The following is a 21,447-nucleotide window of genomic DNA, read 5'->3' as shown; positions in this document are numbered from 1 at the left end:
GCTACGCAAGCAAGGCCATGGCATGCTTGAGGTTCTGCTCCGGGCCTTCAACGGTAATCCTATCCCGCTTGCCGCATAGCGGCTGAACAGTCACGCAAATCCATTTATCTTGCGGGTCTGATTGCAGCCTGCCTCAGCCCGGTCCTGCACGCCGCCGGCCAAGCCGTCCAGCATGCCGACGACCGGGTCCGCCTGAAGCAAGCGCCGCAGCCACGCGAACGGCAAACCCTGCCGCCGTCGGTCGAGCAATCGCAGTTCAACTTATCGAAAACGGCCAAGCCGCGTCTCGACCTGTTGACGCCGGAACAACGCAACAAGAGCCAGCGGGCGCTGGCCGCGCCGCCGGAATGCCAGGACATGAACAAGCTGGCCAGCTATAGCGGCGCGGCGCTGGCCGATTACCTCGTCAGTCTGCCGGACTATGAATGCCACTACGGCCTGTTTTCGCTGAGCGCGGCGCAAGCCGCCCAGGTCTATTCGGCGGCCAATTTCAGCGCCGTCGCCAGCCGCTTCGCGCAAGAGGCCGCCGCCTACAGCGCCACCAACATCAAACTGGTGAATTTGCTGATCTACCTGCGGGCCGGCTACTACCTGGCCGAAGGCGGCACGCTAGCGATGCCGTCGCCGGCGCTGCTCGGCACGCTGCGCGCGCCGCTCAAGCAACTGATCGACGGCAACAAGCTGTTCACCACCAACACCAGCGCCACCAGCACGGCGGGCGAAACCTTGAAGCTCGTCAATAACATGCACGACGAGCCGTATTTCCTGCCTAGCCTGAAAAACCTGGTGCTGCGCTTCACCAACACCAGCGCCAATCCGACGGCGGCGGACGCCCTCAAGCAAGCGAGCGCCGGCGGCGGCTTCACCGGCGCGCTGTCGGCGATCTTCTACGCCCACTTCCGCAGCGACGGCGTGGCCCTGTTGCAAAACGACCCGTCGTATGCGACCGCGCTGAACAACTTCGCGGTCAACAACAAGGCCGCCCTGCTGTCCAGCGCCGCCTACCAGTTGCACGACGCGGCCAACGAGGCCTTCCGCTTCATGCAATATTCCGGCCTGAAGGCCAGCGTCAAGCCGATGGTCAAGAACATGCTGGCCAGCAGCACGATGTTGGGCGCCGACAGCACGCTGTGGCTGGCCGCCGCGTCGGCCGTCAAATACTACGACAACGCCAATTGCGCCGAATACGGCACCTGCAATTACACGGCCACGCTGGCCAACGCGGTGCTGAAAAACAGTTACACCTGCAGTCCGACCCTGCGCGTGCGCGCGCAGGACATGACGACGGCGCAGTTGCAGGACTCCTGCGCCAGGCTGCAGACCGAGGAAAGCTACTTCCACGCCATGTTGCAGACCAAGCAGACGCCGGTGGCGAACGACAACAACACCGCGCTGGAACTGGTGGTGTTCGACGACTACAGCAACTACAGCAAGTACGCCGGCATCATCTACGATATCGACACCAACAACGGCGGCATGTACCTGGAGGGCAACCCCGGCGTCGTCGGCAACCAGGCCCGCTTCATCGCGCACGAGGCGTCATGGCTGCGGCCAAGCTTCCAGGTCTGGAATCTGGAGCACGAATACGTCCACTATCTGGACGGGCGCTTTAATATGTACGGCGACTTCGGCGCCGGCGTCTCCAAGCCGACCGTCTGGTGGATCGAGGGCATCGCCGAATACCTGTCGTATAAAAACAATAACCAGGCGTCGATCGACGTCGCCCGCGGCGGCGCCTACCGGCTCAGCCAGATCTTCGGCAACACCTACCAGATGTCCGACTACCAGGCGCGCGCCTACCGCTGGGGCTACATGGCGACCCGCTTCATGATGGAACGGCACCGCGGCGACATCGATCCGATCCTGGCCAAGTTCAGGGTTGGCGACTACGCCGGCTACCAGACCTATATGGACTACATCGGCACGCGCTACGACACCGAGTTCGCCTCCTGGGCCGGCACGGCCACCACGGCGGGCGAGCCGCCGATGCCGGCCGACCCGCTGCTGCCGGAATGCCCGTCGACGAGTTACCTTGGCAAGAACTGCTCGATCCGCAACCTCTCCTCCAGCACCCAGGCGTATGTCTTCCTGATGCTGCCGGCCGGCGCGAAAAACGTCAAAGTGAGCACCAGCGGCGGTACCGGCGACGTCGACCTGTACCAGGCGCTGGACCGCTACCCGACCATCAGCAGTTACGACGTCGGCTCGGCCAATGCGGGCAACCGCGAAAACGTCGCCATCGGCTCGCCGGTGGCCGGCCGCTGGTACTACGTCATGCTGAAGGCGAAGCAGCCGTTCAGCGGCGTCAACGTCAGCGCCACCTACGACTGAGGCGCCAATCAAATAGAGGCAAGCGCCGTAGGTCGGGTTACGCCGTTCCGGCTAAGCCGACCTACGAAAAGCGCCACGCTCGTTCGGCGCGCCAGCCTCACAGCTTGTGCGTCGACAGCAGGATGCTGGTCTCGGTGTTGGCGATGCCGTCGATGCGCCGCACCCGGCCCAGCACCCGGTCCAAGCCCTCCAAGTTGTCCGCCCTCAGCTCCGCCATGAAGTCCCAGCGCCCGTTGGTCGAATGCAGCGTGTGCACGCCCGGTTCGCCGCGTAGCGCCTTGAGCACGGCGGTGGCGGTGTTGCCCTCGACCGCGATGCCGGTCCAGGCCCTGATCCGGTGCGCCTCCGCCTCCGGCTTCAGGCGCACCGTATAGCCGGCGATGACGCCGCTTTCCTCCAGCTTGGCCAGGCGGTTCTGCACCGTGCCGCGCGACACGCGCAGCTTCTGCGCCAGCGTCGTCAGCGACATCCGGGCGTCGTCGCGCAGCAGCGCCAGCAATTGGTGGTCGGTGTCGTTCATCTTCAATCCTGTTCAAAACGTCAATTTATCCTGCCGATTCGACAGATTTTATATAAAAACGTTAGTCTCCTCCACTTTTAGTTAACCCTCCACCCTCCGATAATGGTTCCAACGCGGCAGAGAACGCCGCAGATAAAAACCACAAGGAGATTTACCATGACACGCTACATCGATTTCAACGACATGCAAAAACTGGTGCGCAGGGTCGGCGCCGACACCTTCATCACGCAACTGGCCGGCTACATCCGCGCCGATTATCTGCGCTGGAGCGAATTCGAGAAGTCGGCGCGCGTCGCCAACCACAACGACGTCGGCGTTATCGAGTTGATGCCGATCTCCGACCGCAGCCTGTACGCCTTCAAGTACGTCAACGGCCATCCGCAGAACACGCTGTTCAAGCTGCCCACGGTGATGGCCTTCGGCGTGCTGGCCGACATGGCCACCGGCTATCCGCAACTGCTGAGCGAGTTGACGCTGGTGACGGCGCTGCGCACCGCCGCCACGTCGGCGCTGGTGGCGCGCGAGCTGGCCAGGCCGGACGCGCGCTGCATGGCGGTGATCGGCAACGGCGCGCAAAGCGAGTTCCAGATCCTCGCCTTCAAGGCGATGCTGGGCATAGACCGCGTGCGCATCTACGACACCGACCGCGCCGCCTCGGAAAAACTGCTGCGCAACCTCGGCCGGATCGACGGCCTGGAGATCAGCATCGCCGCCTCCGCGCGCGCGGCCGTCAGCGGCGCCGACATCGTCACCACCATCACCGCCGACAAGCATTACGCGACCATCCTGACGCCGGACATGGTCGAACCCGGCATGCACATCAACGCCGTCGGCGGCGACTGCCCGGGCAAAACCGAGCTGCACGCCGACATCCTGCGCGGCGCCCGCGTCATCGTCGAATTCGAGGAGCAGACCCGCATCGAAGGCGACATCCAGCAAATGCCGGCCGATTTCCCGGTCACCGAATTGTGGCGCGTGCTGGCCGGCGAGCAGCCCGGGCGCGAGCACGCCGGCCAGGTGACGGTGTTCGATTCGGTCGGCTTCGCGCTGGAGGACTTCTCGGCGCTGCGCTACGTGCACGACCTGGCGGCGGCGCACGACATCGGCAGCGCCACCGAACTGGTGCCAACGCCGGCCGATCCGAAGGATTTGTTCGCCTGCCTTGGCGAAGCGCGACGCGGCGCCGCGGAAAGCGCGCCGGCGCCCGGCGCGGTGCTGGCCTGACATGGCGGAGACGACGCAAACGAGTAGCCAGGTGATGATGGTGCGCCCGGCGCGATTCCTGTCGAATCCGCAGACGCTGGCCAGCAACGCCTTCCAGCAGCCCGCGGCGCACGCCGGCCAGGCGCAGATACAGGAGCGGGGGCAAGAGCAGGCCCTGCTCGAATTCGACGCCTATGTCGCGGCGCTGCGCGCGGCCGGCGTCGCCGTCCTGGTGGTCGAGGACGGCGCCGAGCCGCACACGCCGGACTCGGTATTCCCGAACAACTGGATCAGCTTCCACGAAAACGGCGAGGCGCTGCTGTATCCGATGGCGGCCGAGAACCGCCGGCTGGAACGCAGCGCCGCCACGCTGGAACAGATCGGGCGGCGCTTCGCGCTCGGGCGCGTGACGGACTTCAGCTTCCACGAGGCGGACGGGCATTTTTTGGAAGGCACCGGCTCGATGGTGCTGGACCGGCGCCGCCGCATCGCCTACGTCTGCCATTCGCTGCGCAGCCATCCGGCGGCGATGGACAGCTTCCTGCGCCACACCGGCTATCGCGCGCACTGGTTCCACGCCTGCGATGGCGCCGGCCAGGCGATTTACCACACCAACGTGATGATGGCGGTCGGCGCCACGCTGGCGGTGGCCTGCCTGGAGGCGTTGCGCGACGAGGATGAACGCGCCGCGCTGCGCGAATCGCTGTGCCGGGACGGCGCCGAGCTGGTCGAGATCAGCCTGGCGCAGATGGGCGAATTCGCCGGCAACATGCTGGAGCTGCGCTCCGCCCTCGGCCGGCCCTTGTGGGCCATGTCGCGGCGCGCCTGGAACGCGCTGCGGCCGGGGCAGCGCGCGCGCATCGCCGCGCACGGCGAGCCGCTGGTGGCGGCGCTCGACACCATCGAGCGGCTCGGCGGCGGCGGCGCGCGCTGCATGCTGGCGGAGGTATTCCTGCCGCCGTTGACCGCGTAAACAACGTCGGCCTGGAGCGGCGCGGCCCGCTTCGGCGGACATGGTCGGATTACGCGTCCCGCTATCCCAGCCACGACACTGTCGCGGCGGCTAACAAGTTCGGGGGCCTGCCCCGGGGTTGCGTCTTTGCTTTTCGGGCGAAAAAAAAGCGGCGAGTGCATCGCCGCTTTTTTACGCGCGCTCAAAAATCAGCTCAGGTTTTCCAGGCGGATCTTGGTGACGCTGCCGACCACGCTGGCCAGCGCTTCCATCTTGGCGATCGCCGCCACGACGTTCTTTTCCTGCGTCTGGTGCGTCAGCATGATGATGTCGGTGTGGGTCTCGCCCTCGGCCGGCTCTTTTTGCAGCATCGCGTCGATCGAGATGGTGGCGTCGGCCAGGATGCGGGTCAGGTCGGCCAGCACGCCCGGCCGGTCGGCCACGTGCATGCGCAGGTAGTAGCTGGTGGTGATTTCGGACATCGGCAAAATCTCGATGTCGGTCATCGCGTTCGGCTGGAACGCCAGGTGCGGCACGCGGTGCTCCGGATCGGCCGTGGCCAGGCGGGTGATGTCGACCAGGTCGGCGATCACCGCCGAGGCGGTCGGCTCGGCGCCGGCGCCCTTGCCGTAGTACAGCGTGGCGCCGATGGCGTCGCCCTGCACCAGCACGGCGTTCATCGCCCCTTCGACGTTGGCGATCAGGCGCTTGCTCGGGATCAGCGTCGGGTGCACGCGCAGTTCGATGCCCTCGACGCCGTTGACCAGCGCGCGCTTGGTGATGCCCAGCAGCTTGATGCGGTAGCCCAGTTGCTCGGCGTACTGGATGTCGATCGCCTGCAGCTTGCTGATGCCCTCGACGTGCGCCTTGGCGAACTGCACCGGGATGCCGAAGGCGATCGCCGACATGATGGTGGCCTTGTGCGCGGCGTCGACGCCCTCGATGTCGAAGGTCGGGTCGGCTTCGGCGTAGCCCAGCTCCTGCGCCTGCTTGAGCGCGGTTCCGAAGTCCAGGCCCTTGTCGCGCATTTCCGAGAGGATGAAGTTGGTGGTGCCGTTGATGATGCCGGCGATCCATTCGATGCGGTTGGCCGTCAGGCCTTCGCGCAGCGCCTTGATGATCGGGATGCCGCCGGCGACCGCCGCCTCGAACGCCACCATCACGCCCTTGTCCTGGGCCGCGGCGAAGATCTCGTTGCCGTGCATGGCCAGCAGCGCCTTGTTGGCGGTGACGACGTGCTTGCCGTTGGCGATGGCCTGCATCACCAGGTCCTTGGCGATGCCGTAGCCGCCGATCAGCTCGATGACGATGTCGATTTCCGGATCGTTGACGATGGCGTTGGCGTCGCCGACCACGGCGCAGGCGCCGCCGGTCAGTTCCAGCGCGCGCGCCGTGTTCAGGTCGGCGACGGCGACGATTTCGATGCCGCGGCCGGCGCGGCGTTTGATCTCGGCCTGGTTGCGCTGCAGGACGTTGAAGGTGCCGAGGCCGACGGTGCCGAGGCCTAGCAGGCCTACTTTGATGGGTTTCATAAATCTCTTCGTTGCGGCGCCCGCGCAATGCGGACGCCAGGTTAATTGGTCAAACCGGCTTAGCCGAAGCTGGCGCGGCGGCGGTAGCCGTCGAGGAAGCGGGCGATGCGGCCGAAGGCGTCGGTCAGGTCGTCGGAGTTCGGCAGGAACACCACGCGGAAGTGGTCCGGCGCGATCCAGTTGAAACCGGTGCCCTGGACGATCAGCACCTTTTCCTCGGCCAGCAGCTCGTAGGCGAATTGCTGGTCGTCGGCGATCGGATAAATCTTCGGATCGAGACGGGGGAACATATACAGCGCCGCCTTCGGCTTCACGCAGCTCACGCCCGGGATATCGGTGAGTAACTGGTGCGCCAAATCGCGCTGCTTCAACAGGCGTCCGCCCGGCCCGACCAGCTCTTGTATGCTCTGGTGGCCGCCAAGCGCAGTCTGGATCGCAAACTGGCCCGGTACGTTCGCGCACAAACGCATCGAGGCCAGCATGTTCAGGCCCTCGATGTAGTCCTTGGCATGGCGCTTCTCGCCCGACACCACCATCCAGCCGGCGCGGTAGCCGCAGGAGCGGTAGTTCTTCGACAGGCCGTTGAGGGTGATGAACAGGACGTCGTCGGCCAGCGAGGCCATCGACACGTGTTCGGCCATGTCGTACAGCGTCTTGTCGTAGATTTCATCGGCGAAGATGATCAACTGGTGCTGGCGCGCCAGTTCGACGATCTGCCGCAGCACCTCGACCGGGTACAGCGCGCCGGTCGGGTTGTTCGGGTTGATGACGACGATGGCGCGCGTGTTGCTGGTGATCTTGCGGCGCATGTCGTCGATGTCGGGATACCAGTCGGCCTGCTCGTCGCAGACGTAATGCACCGGCCGCCCGCCCGACAGGCTGACCGCGGCGGTCCACAGCGGGTAGTCCGGCGCCGGCACCAGCACCTCGTCGCCGTCGTTGAGCAGCGCGTTCATCGACATCACGATCAGCTCGGAGGCGCCGTTGCCCAGGTAGATGTCGTCGATCGTCACGCCGGCGATGTTCTTGCTCTGGGTGTAGTGCATGACCGCCTTGCGCGGCGCGAACATGCCCTTCGAGTCGGTGTAGCCGGCGGCGCCGTGCAGGTTGACGATCATGTCGTGGACGATCTCGTCGGGCGGATCGAAGCCGAACACCGCCAGATTGCCGATGTTCAGTTTGATGATCTTGTGGCCCTCGTCCTCCATCTGCTTGGATTTCTCCAAGACCGGGCCGCGGATGTCGTAGCAGACGTCCGCCAGTTTGTTCGATTTCTGAATCAGTCGCAAAGTAAAATCCTGTCTAGATGGGGGCTGCCGGCGCGCGGCCGGCGCCGCGATTGCTGCGATGCGAAAATAACCATTCTGCCGAAACCCTCCCATTTTATCAACCTTATTACTGGTCGCCGCGAAAAAGCGCAGCCCGCGGCGCGGTTTATCCGGCGCGGCGGCGGCGCCGGCCGGCGATTTGCACTTTTTTGGCGCATGTGTGGGTTTTATGGCATGCTTACGGCCTTCGGCCCCGCCGGCGCAGCGCCGGGGCGCCGCAGTTCGCCGACCAATCCACCACCGACACGTCCATGAAGCTCCATCCCAGCACCACCAAACAATACCAGACCATCACCGGCTACGACGACAGCGGCGTCGAAATCAACGCCCGGCACTTCGGCAGGAGCCTGGTCGTCATGCCCGAAACCGCCCCGCGCGACTGGGACGTCGCCGCCTTCGAAGAACTCACCGAGGCGCACTTCGCGCAGATCCTGGCCGACCGGCCGGACGTGGTGATCCTCGGCACCGGCGCGCGCCAGCGCTTCGTGCACCCGAAACTGAGCGCCGCGCTGACCATGGCCCGGATCGGCGTCGAATGCATGGACAACAAGGCCGCCTGCCGCACCTACAATATCTTGATGGGCGAGGGCCGCAAGGTCACGCTGGCCCTGATCATCGAGAGCGGCGCGCCGGCCCGATGAACCAGCTGCACAAGTCGAAACCGCTGCTCTGGTGCCTGCTGCTCGCCTTCACCGCCATCACCCTGTACATGCTGGGCGTGCGCACCCTGGTGCCGCCCGACGAGGGCCGCTACGCCGAAATGGCGCGCGAGATGTTCGTCAGCGGCGACTGGATCACCACGCGCCTGAACGGCATCAAGTACTTCGAGAAGCCGCCGCTGCAAACCTGGATGAACGCGCTGACCTTCGCCGCCTTCGGCGTCGGCGAGTGGCAGGCGCGCCTGTGGACCGGCCTGTGCGGCCTGCTCGGCGTGGCGCTGACGGCGCACGCCGGCGCCAAGCTGTTCGGCGCGCGCGTCGGCCTGTACGCCGCCCTGGTGCTCGCCTCGAGCCTGTTCTGGAGCGCCGCCGGGCAAATCGACTCGCTCGACATGGGCCTGGCGGCGATGATGACGCTGAGCCTGGCCGGCCTGCTGCTGGCCCAGCGCGACGGCGCCGGCGCGGCCGGTCGGCGCAACTGGATGCTGGCCTGCTGGGCCGGCATGGCGCTGGCGGTGCTGAGCAAGGGCTTGATCGGCCTGGTGCTGCCGGGCGCGGTGCTGGTGCTGTACACGCTGGCCGCGCGCGACTGGGCCATCTGGGGCCGCCTGCACCTGGCCAAGGGCGCCCTGCTGTTTTTCGCCATCGCCGCGCCGTGGTTCGTGCTGGTGGCGCTGAACAACCCGGAACAGCCGCACTTCTTTTTCATCCACGAGCACGTCGAGCGCTTCCTGCTCAAGACCCACCACCGCGAAGGCGCCTGGTACTACTTCGTGCCGCTGCTGCTGGTCGGCGTGATGCCGTGGCTGACCCTGCTGCCGCATAGCCTGGCCGCGGCGCTGCGCCGCGCGCCGGGCGCGTTCCAACCCAAGTTGCTGCTACTGGTGTGGGCCGCCTTCATCGTTGTCTTTTTCAGCTGCTCGAGTTCCAAACTGCCCGGCTACATCGTGCCGGTCTTCCCGGCGCTGGCGCTGCTGATCGCGCTGCAGCTGGAGACGGCGTCGCGGCGCGGCCACATGCTGTGCGCCGCGCTGGTGGCGCTGCTCGGCGCGGCCGCGCTGGTGGCGGTGCCGCTGGCGATACAGGGTTCGCAGCGCCCGCCCGCCGAATTGCTGCCGCTCAAGGCTTACGAGCCGTGGTTGTTGGCGGCCGCCTTCGTCTTGCTGGCCGGCGGCGCGCTGGCGCTGCTGCGCGCGCGCCAGGCGCGGCGCGACGTGACGGTGCTGACGCTCGCTTGCGCCGGCTTCCTGGCGACGCATTTGATACTCGCCGGCTTCGAGCCCTACGGCCGCTTGCGCGCCGGCGTCGCGCTGTTGCCGCAGATCAGGGCGGAACTCGGGCCGGCGACGACGATCTACTCGGTTGGCACCTACGAGCAAGCGCTGACGTTCTACCTGGGCCGCACCGTCACGCTGGTCGACTACAGCGACGAGTTCGAGTTCGGCCTGCGCCAGCAGCCCGCGCTGGCGCGGGACGTCGACGCCTTCGTCGCGCAATGGCGCGCCGACGCCCAGGCCGGCGTGCGCGACCTGGCCATCCTGCGCCCCGACTATTACGCCAAGTTGCGCCTGCGCGGCGTGCCGATGCGGGTGGTGGCGCAGGACAGCCGGCGCATGGTCGTGGCCAACCGCTAGGGCGCGCCGACGCCGGCCGGCGCGACGAATAGCGCAGGCAATTCCACTGGCAATCCGATTAAGCTTTAAAATGTACCCGACCCGCCCCGGCCGACACGGCCCGGGCCACGCGGTCCGCGCCGACGCGGCGCGGACCACCCAGAACAACGCCGAGAACCCCATGACCGCTACCCTACCCTTTTTGCCTTTCTCCAAACCCAGCATCGACGAGGCCACCATCGCCGCCGTCGGCGAGGTGCTGCGTTCGGGCTGGATCACCAGCGGGCCGAAGGTGCAAGCGTTCGAGGCCCAGCTGTCCGAGTATTTCGGCGGCCGGCCGGTACGCACCTTCAACTCCGGCACCTGCACCATGGAGATCGCGCTGCGCATCGCCGGCATCGGCCCCGGCGACGAGGTCATCACCACGCCGATTTCCTGGGTCGCCACCGCCAACGTCATCATCGCCGTCGGCGCCACCCCGGTTTTCGCCGACATCGACCCGGCCACCCGCAACATCGACCTCGACAAGCTGGAGGCGGCCATCACCGCGCGCACCCGGGCCATCATCCCGGTCCACCTGTCCGGCCTGCCGGTCGACATGGAGCGCCTGTACGCCATCGCCGCCAGGCACAAGCTGCGCGTGGTCGAGGACGCCGCCCAGGCGATCGGCACGCGCTGGCACGGCCAACGCATCGGCGCCTTCGGCGACCTGGTCTCGTTCAGCTTCCAGGCCAACAAGAACATCACCACCGGCGAGGGCGGCTGCCTGGTGCTGAACAACGCCGACGAGGCCCGCCTGGCCGAGAAATACCGCCTGCAGGGCGTCAGCCGCAGCGGCGTCGACGGCATCGACGTCGACCTGCTCGGCGGCAAATACAACATGAGCGACATCATGGCCGCGATCGGTCTGGGCCAGCTGGCCAACATCGAGGCCATCACGGCGCACCGGCGCGCGCTGGCGCGCCACTACTTCGACCAGTTCGGCGCCGGCTTCGAGGCCGCCAGCGGCGCGCAACTGCCGCTGGCCGACTTCGAGAACAGCAACTGGCACCTGTTCCAGATCATCCTGCCCGACAACGGCCCGGACAGCCGCGCCGCCTTCATGACCGAAATGGCCGCCGCGCACAACGTCGGCACCGGCTTCCACTACGCGCCGATCCACCTGTTTTCGATGTACCGCGCGCGCGGCTTCGGCGAAGGCATGTTCCCGTGCGCCGAGCGTATCGGACGCCTGACCGTGACGCTGCCGATGTTCTACTCGATGACGCCGGCCGACGTCGAACGCGCCGTCGCCGCCGTCAAGTCGGTGCTGCTCAAATGAAGGGCGAGTCGATGAAACCCGAACTCTCCGTCATCATTCCGATTTACAACGAGCAGGCCGGCCTGGGCGCGCTGTTCGCCCGCCTGTACCCGGCGCTGGACGCGCTGCGCGTGGCCTACGAGATCATCTTCGTCAACGACGGCAGCCGCGACAACTCTGTGTCGATCCTGGCCGAGCAGTTCCGCCAGCGCCCCGACGTCACGCGCGTGGTGCTATTTAACGGCAACTACGGCCAGCACATGGCGATCCTGGCCGGCTTCGAGGCCTCGCGCGGCGAAACCATGGTCACGCTCGACGCCGACCTGCAAAACCCGCCCGAGGAAATCAAGAACCTGCTGGCGAAAATGCGCGAAGGCTACGACTACGTCGGCTCGATCCGCCGCAAGCGGCAGGACTCGGCCTGGCGCACGCTCGCCTCGAAGGCGATGAACCGCATGCGCGAACGCATCACCAACATCCGCATCACCGACCAGGGCAACATGCTGCGCGCCTACGGGCGCAACGTCATCGACCTGGTCAACCAGTGCGCCGAGGTCAACACCTTCGTGCCGGCGCTGGCCTACACCTTCGCCCGCAAGCCGACCGAGATCACGGTCGAGCACGAGGAGCGCGCCGCCGGCGAGTCGAAGTATTCGCTGTACAGCCTGATCCGCCTGAACTTCGACCTGGTCACCGGTTTTTCGCTGATTCCGCTGCAAATCTTCTCGATGCTGGGGATGGCGCTGTCGGCCGGCTCGGCGCTGCTGGTGGTGTTCCTGCTGGGGCGCCGCTTCCTGCTCGGCGCCGAGGCCGAGGGCGTCTTCACGCTGTTCGCCATCGCCTTCTTCTTCATGGGCGTGATCCTGTTCGGCATCGGCCTGGTTGGCGAATACGTCGGGCGCATCTTCCAGCAAGTGCGCGCGCGCCCGCGCTACGTGGTGCAAACCATCCTGCAGCAGGGCCGCGCCAGCCAAGGCAGGGACGGCGACGCGGTTGAAAAACGCCAGGTGGGGCGCTGATGGCCGCCGCCCCGGGCGCGGTGGTGTTCGCCTACCACAACGTCGGCGTGCGCTGCCTGAAGGTGTTGCTGGCCGGCGGCGTCGACGTGCGCCTGGTCGTCACGCACGACGACAACCCGGCCGAGGCGATCTGGTTCGAGTCGGTGGCGGCGCTGTGCCGCGCCGAGGGCATCGCCCACCTCACCCCGGCCGACGCCAACTCGGCCGAGCTGCTGGCGGCGGTGGCCGCGGCCGCTCCCGACTTCCTGTTCAGCTTTTACTACCGCCACATGCTGCCGGCCGCGCTGCTGGCGCTGGCGCCGGCCTACAATATGCACGGTTCGCTGCTGCCGCGGTTCCGCGGCCGCGCGCCGGTCAACTGGGCGGTGCTGCACGGCGCCGACGCCACCGGGGCCACGCTGCACGAGATGACGGTCAAGCCGGACGCCGGCGCCATCGTGGCGCAGACGGCGGTGCCGATCCTGCCCGACGACACCGCCTTCGAGGTGTTCGGCAAGGTCACCGTGGCGGCCGAGCAAACCCTGTGGACGGCGCTGCCGGCGCTGCTGGCCGGCACGGCGCCGCGGCTGCCGAACGACTTGCGGCTGGGCGGCTATTTCGGCGGGCGCACGCCGGCGGACGGCCGCATCGACTGGCGCCAGCCGGCGCAGGCGGTGTACAACCTGCACCGCGCGGTGGCGCCGCCCTACCCCGGCGCGTTCACCGAGCTCGACGGTGTCATATACACAATACAACAGGCCCGCTTGAGCCCGCTGTCCTCCGGAAGTTTGCAACAAGGCTTGGCAGTAGTGGATAATCGCGTCTTTGGCGTGTGCGGCGATGGCCGCATGTTGGCGATTTCCGCCCTCCACACCGGCGGCGTTGCCGTGACGGCGGCGCAACTGCGCGCGGCCCTGGACGGCGCGGCCGGCGCGCAATGAACATTTAAGAAGAGCAGATCCCATGAAAAAAGTCCTCATCCTCGGCGTCAACGGTTTCATCGGCCACCACCTGTCGAAACGCATCCTGGAAACCACCGACTGGCACGTCTACGGCATGGACATGATGTCGGACCGCATCAGCGAACTGCTCGAGAATCCCGACTTCCAGTCGCGCATCCACTTCTTCGAGGGCGACATCACCATCAACAAGGAATGGGTCGAGTACCACGTCAAGAAATGCGACGTGATCCTGCCGCTGGTGGCGATCGCCACGCCGTCGACCTACGTCAAGCAGCCGCTGCGCGTGTTCGAGCTGGACTTCGAGGCCAACCTGCCGATCGTGCGCTCGGCCGCCAAATACGGCAAGCACCTGGTGTTCCCGTCGACCTCGGAAGTGTATGGCATGTGCCACGACGAGGAATTCGACCCGGAGAACTCGGAACTGGTCTGCGGCCCGATCAACAAACCGCGCTGGATCTACTCGAACGCCAAGCAGCTGATGGACCGCGTCATCTGGGGTTACGGCATGGAGGGCCTGAACTTCACGCTGTTCCGCCCGTTCAACTGGATCGGCGCCGGACTCGACTCGATCCACACGGCGAAAGAAGGCTCGTCGCGCGTGGTCACCCAGTTCTTCGGCCACATCGTGCGCGGCGAGAACATCTCGCTGGTCGACGGCGGCTCGCAAAAGCGCGCCTTCACCTACATCGACGACGGCATCGACGCGCTGATGCACATCATCGCCAACCAGGACGGCGTGGCCAGCGGCAAGATCTACAACATCGGCAACCCGCGCAACAACTACTCGATCCGCGAACTGGCCGGCATGATGCTGACGCTGGCGGCCGATTACCCGGAATACGCCGACAGCGCGAAACAGGTGCAAATCGTCGAAACCACCGCCGGCGCCTACTACGGCAGCGGCTACCAGGACGTGCAGAACCGCGTGCCGAAGATCACCAACACCTGCGAGGAGCTGGGCTGGGCGCCGCGCACCGACATGGCCGACTCGCTGCGCAACATCTTCGACGCCTACCGCGGCCAGGTGGCCCAAGCCAAAGCGCTGATGGACTGATGGTTTGACTGAAACGACGCACCACCAACGCCCGCTGCTGACGCTGAAGATCGACGTCGACACCTACCGCGGCACCCGCCTGGGCGTGCCGAACTTGGTGCGCATGCTGGGCGCGCACCGCGCCGGCGCCACCTTCCTGTTTTCGCTCGGCCCGGACCACACCGGCCGGGCCATGAAGCGCGCCTTCAAACCCGGCTTTTTCGGCAAGGTCGCGCGCACCTCGGTGCTCGAGCACTACGGCTTGAAGACGCTGCTGTACGGCGTGCTGCTGCCGGGTCCGGACATCGGCGAGCAATGCGCCGCCGAGCTGCGCGCGGTGCGCGACGCCGGCTTCGAATGCGGCATCCACACCTGGGACCACGTGCTGTGGCAGGACGACGTCGCGGCGCGCGGCGCAGCCTGGACGCTGGCCATGATGCGCAAGGCGGCGGCGCGCTACGCCGCCGTGTTCGGCGCCGCGGCGGCGACCCACGGCGCGGCGGGCTGGCAAATGAACGGCGCCGCCTTCGGCGAACACGACAGCGCCGGCTACCGCTACGCCTCGGACGGGCGCGCGCCGCTGCGCCAGGACGGCGCCCTGCTCGACGCCGCCAGCGGGCCGCACCGCCTGGCCGACGCCGGGCGGGTGCTGGCGTGCGTGCAGTTGCCGACCACGCTGCCGACGCTCGACGAGTTGCTGGGCCGCGACATCGACGGCGTGACGATCACGCCGGCCAACATCGCCGCCCATCTGCTCAAGCTGACGGCCGGCGCCGAGCGCGACCACGTGTACACCTTGCACGCGGAGCTTGAAGGACAAAAACTCGCCCCCATTTTCGAACAACTGCTGGTCGGTTGGAAGGAACAGGGCTACCGCCTGGCGTCGATGGCCGATTATTACGATAAAGTGAAGGACCAGGCGCTGCCGGTCTGCCCGCTCAGTTGGGGCGAAGTGCCGGGACGCTCGGGCCAATTGATCGTGCAGGGCAAGGCGCGTTGACGACGCGCCGGCGCCGGCGGTATGTAGTGAGCGGTATGGAAAGTGCAGCACCGAGCACCCTGAGTGCGCTGTCAGGTTTGACATCAGCGCGGAAGTTCACCTTTCAGGAGAGAACCTGTGGCTGATAGCCAATCCGTAACAGCAGTACCCGATTTTTCCGCCGCCATGACCGGCGCCCAGCGGTTCCAGCTGGCCGGCCGGCCGGCCAAGTATACGGTGCTGTATTTCTACCCGAAGGACAACACTCCGGGTTGCACCACGGAAAGCATGGCTTTCCGCGACCTGCATCCGCAATTCCAGCAGGCCGGCGTCGAGATTTACGGCATCAGCCGCGATTCGCTGCGCTCGCACGAGGGCTTCAAGTCCAAGCTGGAACTGCCGTTCGAACTGATCTCCGATACGGACGAGGCGGTATGCCTGCAATTTGGCGTCATGAAGATGAAACAGATGTATGGTAAGACAGTACGTGGCGTCGAACGCAGCACGTTTCTCATTGACGCTGAGGGCAACTTGGTGAAAGAATGGAGAGGCGTGAAAGTCGCAGGTCACGTCGACGAAGTGCTGGAATTTGTAGCGCGTCAGAAATAGTGCGCGTTGCCGGCTTCCAGAAAGTTGATCAACCGTAGCAAAACCAAAGACCTAAGCAGCCCATTTTGAGTCACCGACGAGCGTTCTTCTCCATCGCCATCAGGCGGGCATCTTGCCCCCTCTCGGTATCCGCACAGGGCCAGACCAAGGCCTGCAGGCAGTTCTATAACCCAATTATCCATCGCATCCAACCCATGTGCGCGGCCGCAGCAACCGGGCTGCCCGTGGGCGGACCATTCCAGAAATTTTTTGATTGAGATCCTGATGCCACTGCCAAAATTACCTAGCAAGCCCGCCACCATACTGCTGGCGGAAGATTACTCCACGGTTGGCCGCGCCAATCCCGTGGCTGCCGCCCCGGCCGCGGCCACGGCCCGCAAGGCCGCGGTGCAAGCCGTGGCCCAGCCTAAGGCCGCGCCCGTCGCCAAGCCAAAAGCGGTGCCGGCGCCAGTGCCGGTGGCGGCCGCGCCGGCCGCGCCGAAGCGCAACGCCGCCACCAAGATCAAGCAAGTGGCCGCGCTGATGGTGGCGAAACCAGCCGCGCCGGTCGCGCCGGCGCTGCTCCAGCCGGTCGCGGCGCCGGCCCCGGCCCCGGCCGCCCCGGCGGTCAAGGCCAAGGCACCCGCTGCCAAGGCCAAGGTGACGCCGATCACCCCGGTCGAGAAGCCGCATCCGGCCCAGCACAAGCCGGTCGAGGTGCCGATCAAGTCCTCGGCCAGCCGCGCCGCCGACCAGACCGGCGTGACCAAGCTGTTCGTGCTCGACACCAACGTGCTGATGCACGACCCGTCGTCGCTGTTCCGCTTCGAGGAACACGACGTCTACCTGCCGATGATGACGCTGGAAGAGCTTGACGACCACAAGAAGGGCATGACCGAGGTGGCGCGCAACGCCCGCCAAGTCTCGCGCACGCTCGACGCGCTGGTCGGCAGCACCGACGACGAGGCCATCGAAAAGGGTATCCCGCTGTCGAAGCTGGGCAACAAGGACGCCAAGGGCCGCCTGTTCTTCCAGACCCGCCTGCAGAGCGCCGACCTGCCGATGGGCCTGCCCGTCGGCAAGGCCGACAACCAGATCCTGGCGGTGGTCCGCTCGCTCGAATCGGAGCAGCCGGAGCGTCCGGTGGTGCTGGTGTCGAAAGACATCAACATGCGCATCAAGGCGCGCGCGCTGGGCCTGCCGGCCGAGGACTACTTCAACGACCACGTGATGGAAGATACCGACCTGCTGTATTCGGGTATCGTCCAGCTGCCGGACGACTTCTGGAACAAGCACGGCAAGGACATGGAGTCGTGGCAGGAGAACAAGGGCGGCACCAGCGCGACCTTCTACCGCGTCACCGGCCCGTTCGTGCCGTCGATGCTGGTCAACCAGTTCGTCTACCTGGAGCCGAAAAACGGCGAGGCGCCGTTCTACGGCCAGGTGAAGCAGATCACCGGCAAGACCGCCGTGCTGCAAACGCTGCGCGACTTCAGCCATAGCAAGAACAACGTCTGGGGCGTGACGGCGCGCAACCGCGAGCAAAACTTCGCGCTGAACCTGTTGATGAATCCGGAATGCGACTTCGTCACCCTGCTCGGCCAGGCCGGCACCGGCAAGACCCTGCTGGCGCTCGCCGCCGGCCTGGCGCAGGTGCTGGAAACCAAGCTCTATAACGAAATCATCGTGACCCGCGTCACGGTGCCGGTCGGCGAGGACATCGGTTTCCTGCCGGGCACCGAGGAAGAGAAGATGTCGCCGTGGATGGGCGCCTTCGACGACAACCTCGAAGTGCTCAACAAGTCCGATTCGGACGGTGGCGAATGGGGTCGCGCGGCAACGCAAGACTTGATCCGCTCGCGCATCAAGATCAAATCGCTCAACTTCATGCGCGGCCGCACCTTCGTCAACAAGTTCCTGATCATCGACGAGGCGCAGAACTTGACGCCGAAGCAGGTCAAGACCCTGGTCACGCGCGCCGGTCCGGGCACCAAGATCCTGTGCCTGGGCAACATCGCGCAGATCGACACGCCGTACCTGACCGAAGGCTCAAGCGGCCTGACCTACGTGGTCGACCGTTTCAAGGGCTGGGCGCACAGCGGCCACGTGACGCTGGCGCGCGGCGAGCGTTCGCGCCTGGCCGACCACGCCAGCGAAGTGCTGTAACAACTGCGTAAATACCGCGACGCGCGGCCGGCAACGGCCCGCCGCATCATCCGAAAGCCCCGCCTGCCCCGCACGCGGGGCTTTTTTTTAATACCGCTAGTGAAGCTTCCGTAGGTCGGATGAGCAAAGCGTCATCCGGCGCCGCGCCGCCGCCGACGCCAGTCGGGTTGCGCCCGGCGCATGCTTGGCGGCCCGCTTAGCGCTTGGCCGTGCCGGCCAGCCTGGTCAGGGTGTACGCCAGCGTTTGGTCGTTGACGCGGACCTGGTACTGGCCGACCACGGCGGTGGCAATATCGGCGCCGGTCTGGTCCAGCACGCCGTCGTTGCCGTTGTCGCCGTAATTCACCGACCAGTTGCCGCTGACGTCGAACTTGAAACGCTGCTGGGCCTGGCCGTCGAAGTTGACGCTGGCCTCCCAGGTGTTGTCGGCCACCAGCGCCATCGGCAGGCTGGCCCAGCCGTTCGGCGTGCCGCGCAGGTTCAAGCTTGGAAACACCTGTTTGAAGCAGCCCGCGCAAGCGCCGCCCTTGGCGCCGCCGTGGATCGCCGCGGCCGCCATCGCCCCGACCGAGAAGGTGGCGTAACCGTTGCCGTCGACGCGGACCGTCGATCCGCTGCAGGCCTCGGCGCCGGCCAGGATGTTGCAATAGTCGCCGGCCGGCATGCCGGTTTGCAGGGTTTGGTACAGGCCGGTCGACTCGTTGTTGATGACGACGAAACCGGCGCTGCCACGCCCGAAGGCGATCTGGTTGTTGCCGTTGTCCCACCAGCGGTCGACCGTCCAGGCGCCCTTGGTATAGTTGCGGAACCCCACCATGTTGGCGATGTTGGCCCAACGGTGTTGGCACGTCCAGGCGCTGTTGGCGCAACCGCCGGCGCCGGGCGGACCGGCGTCGGTGTCGGTGAAGTTATAGCCCGACATTACACTCGGATAACCGTAGGGGAAGGCCAGCATGTAGACATTGGCCAGGTTGTAGCGGGCGCCGTCCTTGTAGGTGAAGTTGCCGCCGCCGCCGTGGCCGCGCTCGCGGTCGTGGTTGTCGATGAACGACACCGCGTTGGCCGAATTGAGCAAGCCCCAGCCGCTGCCGAGCGTCTTCAAGTTCTTGATCTGGCCCTTGAAGTTGCTCGCCACCGCCGGGCCGAAGGCAAACTCGGTCACCAGCCCGTACTGCGTGTATTTGCCGGGTTGAATCTCCGCCGCCTCGCCGCCCGCGCCGATCACTTCGATAAAGTTCCACGGATTGCCCGCCTGCGCCAGGATCGCGCCCAGCTCGCTCGGCCGGATGTGCTTGCCGGCATCGATACGGAAGCCGTCCACGCCCATCGCCTTGAGCTTTTTCATGTAGGTGGCAGCGTACTGTTGCGGATAGGCGGCGCCGGTGTTCAGGTCGGGCATATTGTAGAGTTCGCAGTCCCAGACCGAATTGGCGTTGCCGTAGGAAATCGTACAAGACGGTTGGTGGAAGTCCCGCGGCGACAGGCCCGGGTAGTTGCGCGGCGTCCAGGTACTACCGCCCGAGCCGGTGTTGCCGCCGTCGAGGTTGTTGGCCCAGTTGTTCAAGACCACGTCGGCGATGATTTTCACGCCTTTCGCGTGGCAGCGCTGGATCATGCTGTGGAGTTCCGCCTCGGTGCCGCTGCGGCTGGTGAGGTTGGTGAACGATACGGGCTGGTAGCGCGCCCACCAGGTATGGAAATTGACGTGTTCGTTGGGCGGCGAGATCTGCACGGCGTCGTATCCCTTCGGGCCGAGGAAGGATTCACACTCGGCGGCGATGTCGTTCCATTTCCATTCGAACAGATGGACGAAGGCCGTGCCTTCGGCGTGCGCCGGCGCGACCGCCGCCACGCACAAGGAGGCCGCCAAGGCGGCATTGCGCAGCATGCCCGCGCGCTTGCTCAACTCTTTAACTTTTCGCATTTTCTATCTCCGTAATTATTTTTTTGGTGAAATTTTGCTCGGTTTGTCGGCGCTGTGTCGGCTGGTGGCGACCTCCTTTTGGCTAGGATCAGGTATCCAAATTACTTCCCATGAAATTTACAATAAAGTAAATGTAGCATGAAAGTAAAAATCCAAAGCGCTTTAAGTAGACAAAACAACGGAATTTTGACGTATTCGCCTATCATTGACGAATATTTTGTAGTATTGCTACATTTTTTTGGGTCGGCGGCGCCGGCGCGCACGCTGCGGCCTATGCGCGCTAGCGAACAGATGCACGACGCACAAGCCGGCATAGTGGGTCATCCGGCCGCAATCTCCGCCGCGTAACTTACAAGGAACACATCATGAAAAAATATTCAATGTCGGCACTGGTACTGCTCGCGGCAATCGGCCTGAGCGCTTGTACAGGACCAATGGGTCCGCAGGGCAACCAAGGTAACACCGGTAACACTGGCGACACCGGCAACACCGGTTTCACCGGCGCGCAGGGCGCGCAAGGCAATACGGGTAACCAGGGCAACACCGGTGCAACGGGCGAAACCGGCAGCCAGGGTAATCAAGGCAACACGGGTAACACCGGCAGCACCGGCGCCGATGGCATGACCGGCGACACCGGCGCGACTGGCCGCACCGGCAACACGGGGAATACGGGGAATACGGGTAACACCGGCAAGACCGGCACCGGCGGCAGCACGATCGTGGTACTGCCGAAGTAATCCGGCGCAAGCACGCCGGAGCGGGTGCCCGGGGCGCGTCCCGCGTCGATCAAGCCAGCCGCTGCACGCAGTCGCTGGCTTTTTTCATGTCCAGGCACAATACATCATATTGTGATATATTTGTCGCCCCACCCAAGCGAGCACGGCAATGAAGAAAGCGCTTTACCCTCCGCTGGACAAGGCGGATTTTGCCGCCTTGTCAGAATTCCGCCACCAGATGCGGCGTTACGAGCGCTTTTCCGAAAACGCCGTCCAGGCCGAGGGCATCACGCCGCTGCAATACCTGCTGATGCTGCACATCAAGGGCTACCCGGGCCGCGACTGGGCCACCGTCGGCGAACTGGCCGAGCGCCTGCAGGCCAAGCCGCACGGCGTGGTGGCGCTGGTGTCGCGCTGCGAGGCGAGCGCCCTGGTGCGGCGCCAAGTCAGCGACAGCGACCGCCGCCGCGTGGAAATCCACCTGGAGCCGGAGGGCGAGGTGATCCTGGCGCATCTGGCCGAACTGCACCGCGCCGAGCTGCTGTCGCTCGACGGCGTGTTCGCCGTGCCCAAGTTGATCCAAGAGCGGCGCCATGAATGAGCACGGGCACGACCGCGCCGCGACTTTTGCGGCGGGGCGCGC

18 protein-coding genes are annotated in these 21,447 nt (G+C 65.6%); 14 read left to right on the top strand and 4 right to left on the bottom strand.

From position 1 onward, the window contains the following. The first annotated feature begins 75 nt into the window (after positions 1–75). A complete protein-coding gene (locus tag ACFDR9_RS15445) occupies positions 76–2,331 on the top strand; it encodes a collagenase (RefSeq protein ID WP_409031561.1) in 2,256 nt (751 codons plus the stop codon). Between the two features lie 97 nt (positions 2,332–2,428). Here ACFDR9_RS15445 and ACFDR9_RS15440 read toward each other — a convergent pair whose 3' ends face one another. After that, a complete protein-coding gene (locus tag ACFDR9_RS15440; protein WP_026132345.1) occupies positions 2,429–2,851 on the bottom strand; it encodes an Lrp/AsnC family transcriptional regulator in 423 nt (140 codons plus the stop codon). 156 nt (positions 2,852–3,007) lie between these two features. On the opposite strand from ACFDR9_RS15440, the gene ACFDR9_RS15435 reads away from it, so the two are divergent. Next, on the top strand, positions 3,008–4,075 hold the full coding sequence (locus tag ACFDR9_RS15435) for an ornithine cyclodeaminase (protein ID WP_409031559.1): 1,068 nt from the start codon (positions 3,008–3,010) through the stop codon (positions 4,073–4,075). A 1-nt stretch (position 4,076) separates the two neighbouring features. After that, positions 4,077–5,027, top strand: coding sequence for a citrulline utilization hydrolase CtlX (gene ctlX, locus ACFDR9_RS15430; RefSeq protein ID WP_409031558.1), 951 nt, complete (start codon positions 4,077–4,079; stop codon positions 5,025–5,027). A 188-nt stretch (positions 5,028–5,215) separates the two neighbouring features. On the opposite strand, the gene ACFDR9_RS15425 is transcribed toward ctlX, so the two are convergent. Then, positions 5,216–6,538, bottom strand: a complete 1,323-nt coding sequence (locus ACFDR9_RS15425; protein ID WP_409031557.1) for a homoserine dehydrogenase — start codon at positions 6,536–6,538, stop codon at positions 5,216–5,218. 59 nt (positions 6,539–6,597) lie between these two features. Beyond that, a complete protein-coding gene (locus ACFDR9_RS15420; RefSeq protein WP_017874442.1) occupies positions 6,598–7,827 on the bottom strand; it encodes a pyridoxal phosphate-dependent aminotransferase in 1,230 nt (409 codons plus the stop codon). A 290-nt stretch (positions 7,828–8,117) separates the two neighbouring features. Between ACFDR9_RS15420 and ACFDR9_RS15415 the strand changes: the two genes are divergently transcribed. The 9 genes from ACFDR9_RS15415 to ACFDR9_RS15375 all read left to right on the top strand — a co-directional run bounded on the left by ACFDR9_RS15415 (position 8,118) and on the right by ACFDR9_RS15375 (position 18,164). After that, on the top strand, positions 8,118–8,507 hold the full coding sequence (locus tag ACFDR9_RS15415; protein ID WP_409031556.1) for an Mth938-like domain-containing protein: 390 nt from the start codon (positions 8,118–8,120) through the stop codon (positions 8,505–8,507). Next, positions 8,504–10,159: a glycosyltransferase family 39 protein gene (locus ACFDR9_RS15410; RefSeq protein WP_409031555.1), complete on the top strand. Its 1,656-nt coding sequence runs from the start codon at positions 8,504–8,506 to the stop codon at positions 10,157–10,159. Before ACFDR9_RS15415 ends, ACFDR9_RS15410 begins: the two co-directional genes overlap by 4 nt. Before the next feature lie 160 nt (positions 10,160–10,319). After that, positions 10,320–11,459 carry a DegT/DnrJ/EryC1/StrS family aminotransferase gene (locus tag ACFDR9_RS15405; protein WP_409031554.1) on the top strand — a complete coding sequence of 380 codons (1,140 nt, stop codon included), beginning with the start codon at positions 10,320–10,322 and terminating at the stop codon, positions 11,457–11,459. A gap of 11 nt (positions 11,460–11,470) precedes the next feature. After that, positions 11,471–12,457: a glycosyltransferase gene (locus ACFDR9_RS15400; RefSeq protein WP_409031553.1), complete on the top strand. Its 987-nt coding sequence runs from the start codon at positions 11,471–11,473 to the stop codon at positions 12,455–12,457. Next, on the top strand, positions 12,457–13,377 hold the full coding sequence (locus ACFDR9_RS15395; RefSeq protein ID WP_409031552.1) for a formyltransferase: 921 nt from the start codon (positions 12,457–12,459) through the stop codon (positions 13,375–13,377). The genes ACFDR9_RS15400 and ACFDR9_RS15395 overlap by 1 nt, the downstream gene beginning before the upstream one ends. 22 nt (positions 13,378–13,399) lie before the next feature. After that, positions 13,400–14,452 carry a bifunctional UDP-4-keto-pentose/UDP-xylose synthase gene (locus tag ACFDR9_RS15390; protein WP_409031551.1) on the top strand — a complete coding sequence of 351 codons (1,053 nt, stop codon included), beginning with the start codon at positions 13,400–13,402 and terminating at the stop codon, positions 14,450–14,452. A 4-nt stretch (positions 14,453–14,456) separates the two neighbouring features. Beyond that, positions 14,457–15,431, top strand: coding sequence for a xylanase (locus ACFDR9_RS15385; protein WP_409031550.1), 975 nt, complete (start codon positions 14,457–14,459; stop codon positions 15,429–15,431). A 117-nt stretch (positions 15,432–15,548) separates the two neighbouring features. Beyond that, positions 15,549–16,019 carry a peroxiredoxin gene (locus ACFDR9_RS15380; protein WP_081611714.1) on the top strand — a complete coding sequence of 157 codons (471 nt, stop codon included), beginning with the start codon at positions 15,549–15,551 and terminating at the stop codon, positions 16,017–16,019. Positions 16,020–16,283: 264 nt separating this feature from the next. Then, the gene (locus ACFDR9_RS15375; RefSeq protein WP_409031549.1) at positions 16,284–18,164 is read left to right on the top strand and encodes a PhoH family protein; all 1,881 of its coding nucleotides are present in this window, start codon (positions 16,284–16,286) and stop codon (positions 18,162–18,164) included. 196 nt (positions 18,165–18,360) lie between these two features. Here ACFDR9_RS15375 and ACFDR9_RS15370 read toward each other — a convergent pair whose 3' ends face one another. Further along, the gene (locus ACFDR9_RS15370; RefSeq protein WP_409031548.1) at positions 18,361–20,088 is read right to left on the bottom strand and encodes an alpha amylase C-terminal domain-containing protein; all 1,728 of its coding nucleotides are present in this window, start codon (positions 20,086–20,088) and stop codon (positions 18,361–18,363) included. Positions 20,089–20,453: 365 nt separating this feature from the next. Here ACFDR9_RS15370 and ACFDR9_RS15365 point away from each other — a divergent pair, with 365 nt between their 5' ends. Together ACFDR9_RS15365 and ACFDR9_RS15360 are read left to right on the top strand one after the other, a co-directional pair. Further along, positions 20,454–20,825, top strand: coding sequence for a hypothetical protein (locus tag ACFDR9_RS15365; RefSeq protein WP_035787492.1), 372 nt, complete (start codon positions 20,454–20,456; stop codon positions 20,823–20,825). Between the two features lie 148 nt (positions 20,826–20,973). Continuing rightward, complete coding sequence (locus tag ACFDR9_RS15360) at positions 20,974–21,405, top strand: MarR family winged helix-turn-helix transcriptional regulator (RefSeq protein WP_409031547.1); 432 nt, start codon at positions 20,974–20,976, stop codon at positions 21,403–21,405. Positions 21,406–21,447 lie beyond the last annotated feature (42 nt).

It is taken from the genome of Janthinobacterium sp. CG_23.3 (assembly GCF_046115965.1).
In the GTDB taxonomy this organism is placed as follows: domain Bacteria; phylum Pseudomonadota; class Gammaproteobacteria; order Burkholderiales; family Burkholderiaceae_D; genus Janthinobacterium.
Note: the sequence above shows the minus strand (reverse complement) of the source record. Positions and strands in the feature narration are given on the sequence as shown.

Bases quoted from the DNA above. Each gene is read 5' to 3' on its own strand.
- ACFDR9_RS15440 (WP_026132345.1), bottom strand. From the start codon at position 2,851: ATGAACGACACCGACCACCAATTGCTGGCGCTGCTGCGCGACGACGCC.
- ACFDR9_RS15435 (WP_409031559.1), top strand. From the start codon at position 3,008: ATGACACGCTACATCGATTTCAACGACATGCAAAAACTGGTGCGCAGG.
- ctlX (WP_409031558.1), top strand. From the start codon at position 4,077: ATGGCGGAGACGACGCAAACGAGTAGCCAGGTGATGATGGTGCGCCCG.
- ACFDR9_RS15425 (WP_409031557.1), bottom strand. From the start codon at position 6,538: ATGAAACCCATCAAAGTAGGCCTGCTAGGCCTCGGCACCGTCGGCCTC.
- ACFDR9_RS15415 (WP_409031556.1), top strand. From the start codon at position 8,118: ATGAAGCTCCATCCCAGCACCACCAAACAATACCAGACCATCACCGGC.
- ACFDR9_RS15410 (WP_409031555.1), top strand. From the start codon at position 8,504: ATGAACCAGCTGCACAAGTCGAAACCGCTGCTCTGGTGCCTGCTGCTC.
- ACFDR9_RS15405 (WP_409031554.1), top strand. From the start codon at position 10,320: ATGACCGCTACCCTACCCTTTTTGCCTTTCTCCAAACCCAGCATCGAC.
- ACFDR9_RS15400 (WP_409031553.1), top strand. From the start codon at position 11,471: ATGAAACCCGAACTCTCCGTCATCATTCCGATTTACAACGAGCAGGCC.
- ACFDR9_RS15395 (WP_409031552.1), top strand. From the start codon at position 12,457: ATGGCCGCCGCCCCGGGCGCGGTGGTGTTCGCCTACCACAACGTCGGC.
- ACFDR9_RS15390 (WP_409031551.1), top strand. From the start codon at position 13,400: ATGAAAAAAGTCCTCATCCTCGGCGTCAACGGTTTCATCGGCCACCAC.
- ACFDR9_RS15375 (WP_409031549.1), top strand. From the start codon at position 16,284: ATGCCACTGCCAAAATTACCTAGCAAGCCCGCCACCATACTGCTGGCG.
- ACFDR9_RS15370 (WP_409031548.1), bottom strand. From the start codon at position 20,088: ATGCGAAAAGTTAAAGAGTTGAGCAAGCGCGCGGGCATGCTGCGCAAT.
- ACFDR9_RS15365 (WP_035787492.1), top strand. From the start codon at position 20,454: ATGAAAAAATATTCAATGTCGGCACTGGTACTGCTCGCGGCAATCGGC.
- ACFDR9_RS15360 (WP_409031547.1), top strand. From the start codon at position 20,974: ATGAAGAAAGCGCTTTACCCTCCGCTGGACAAGGCGGATTTTGCCGCC.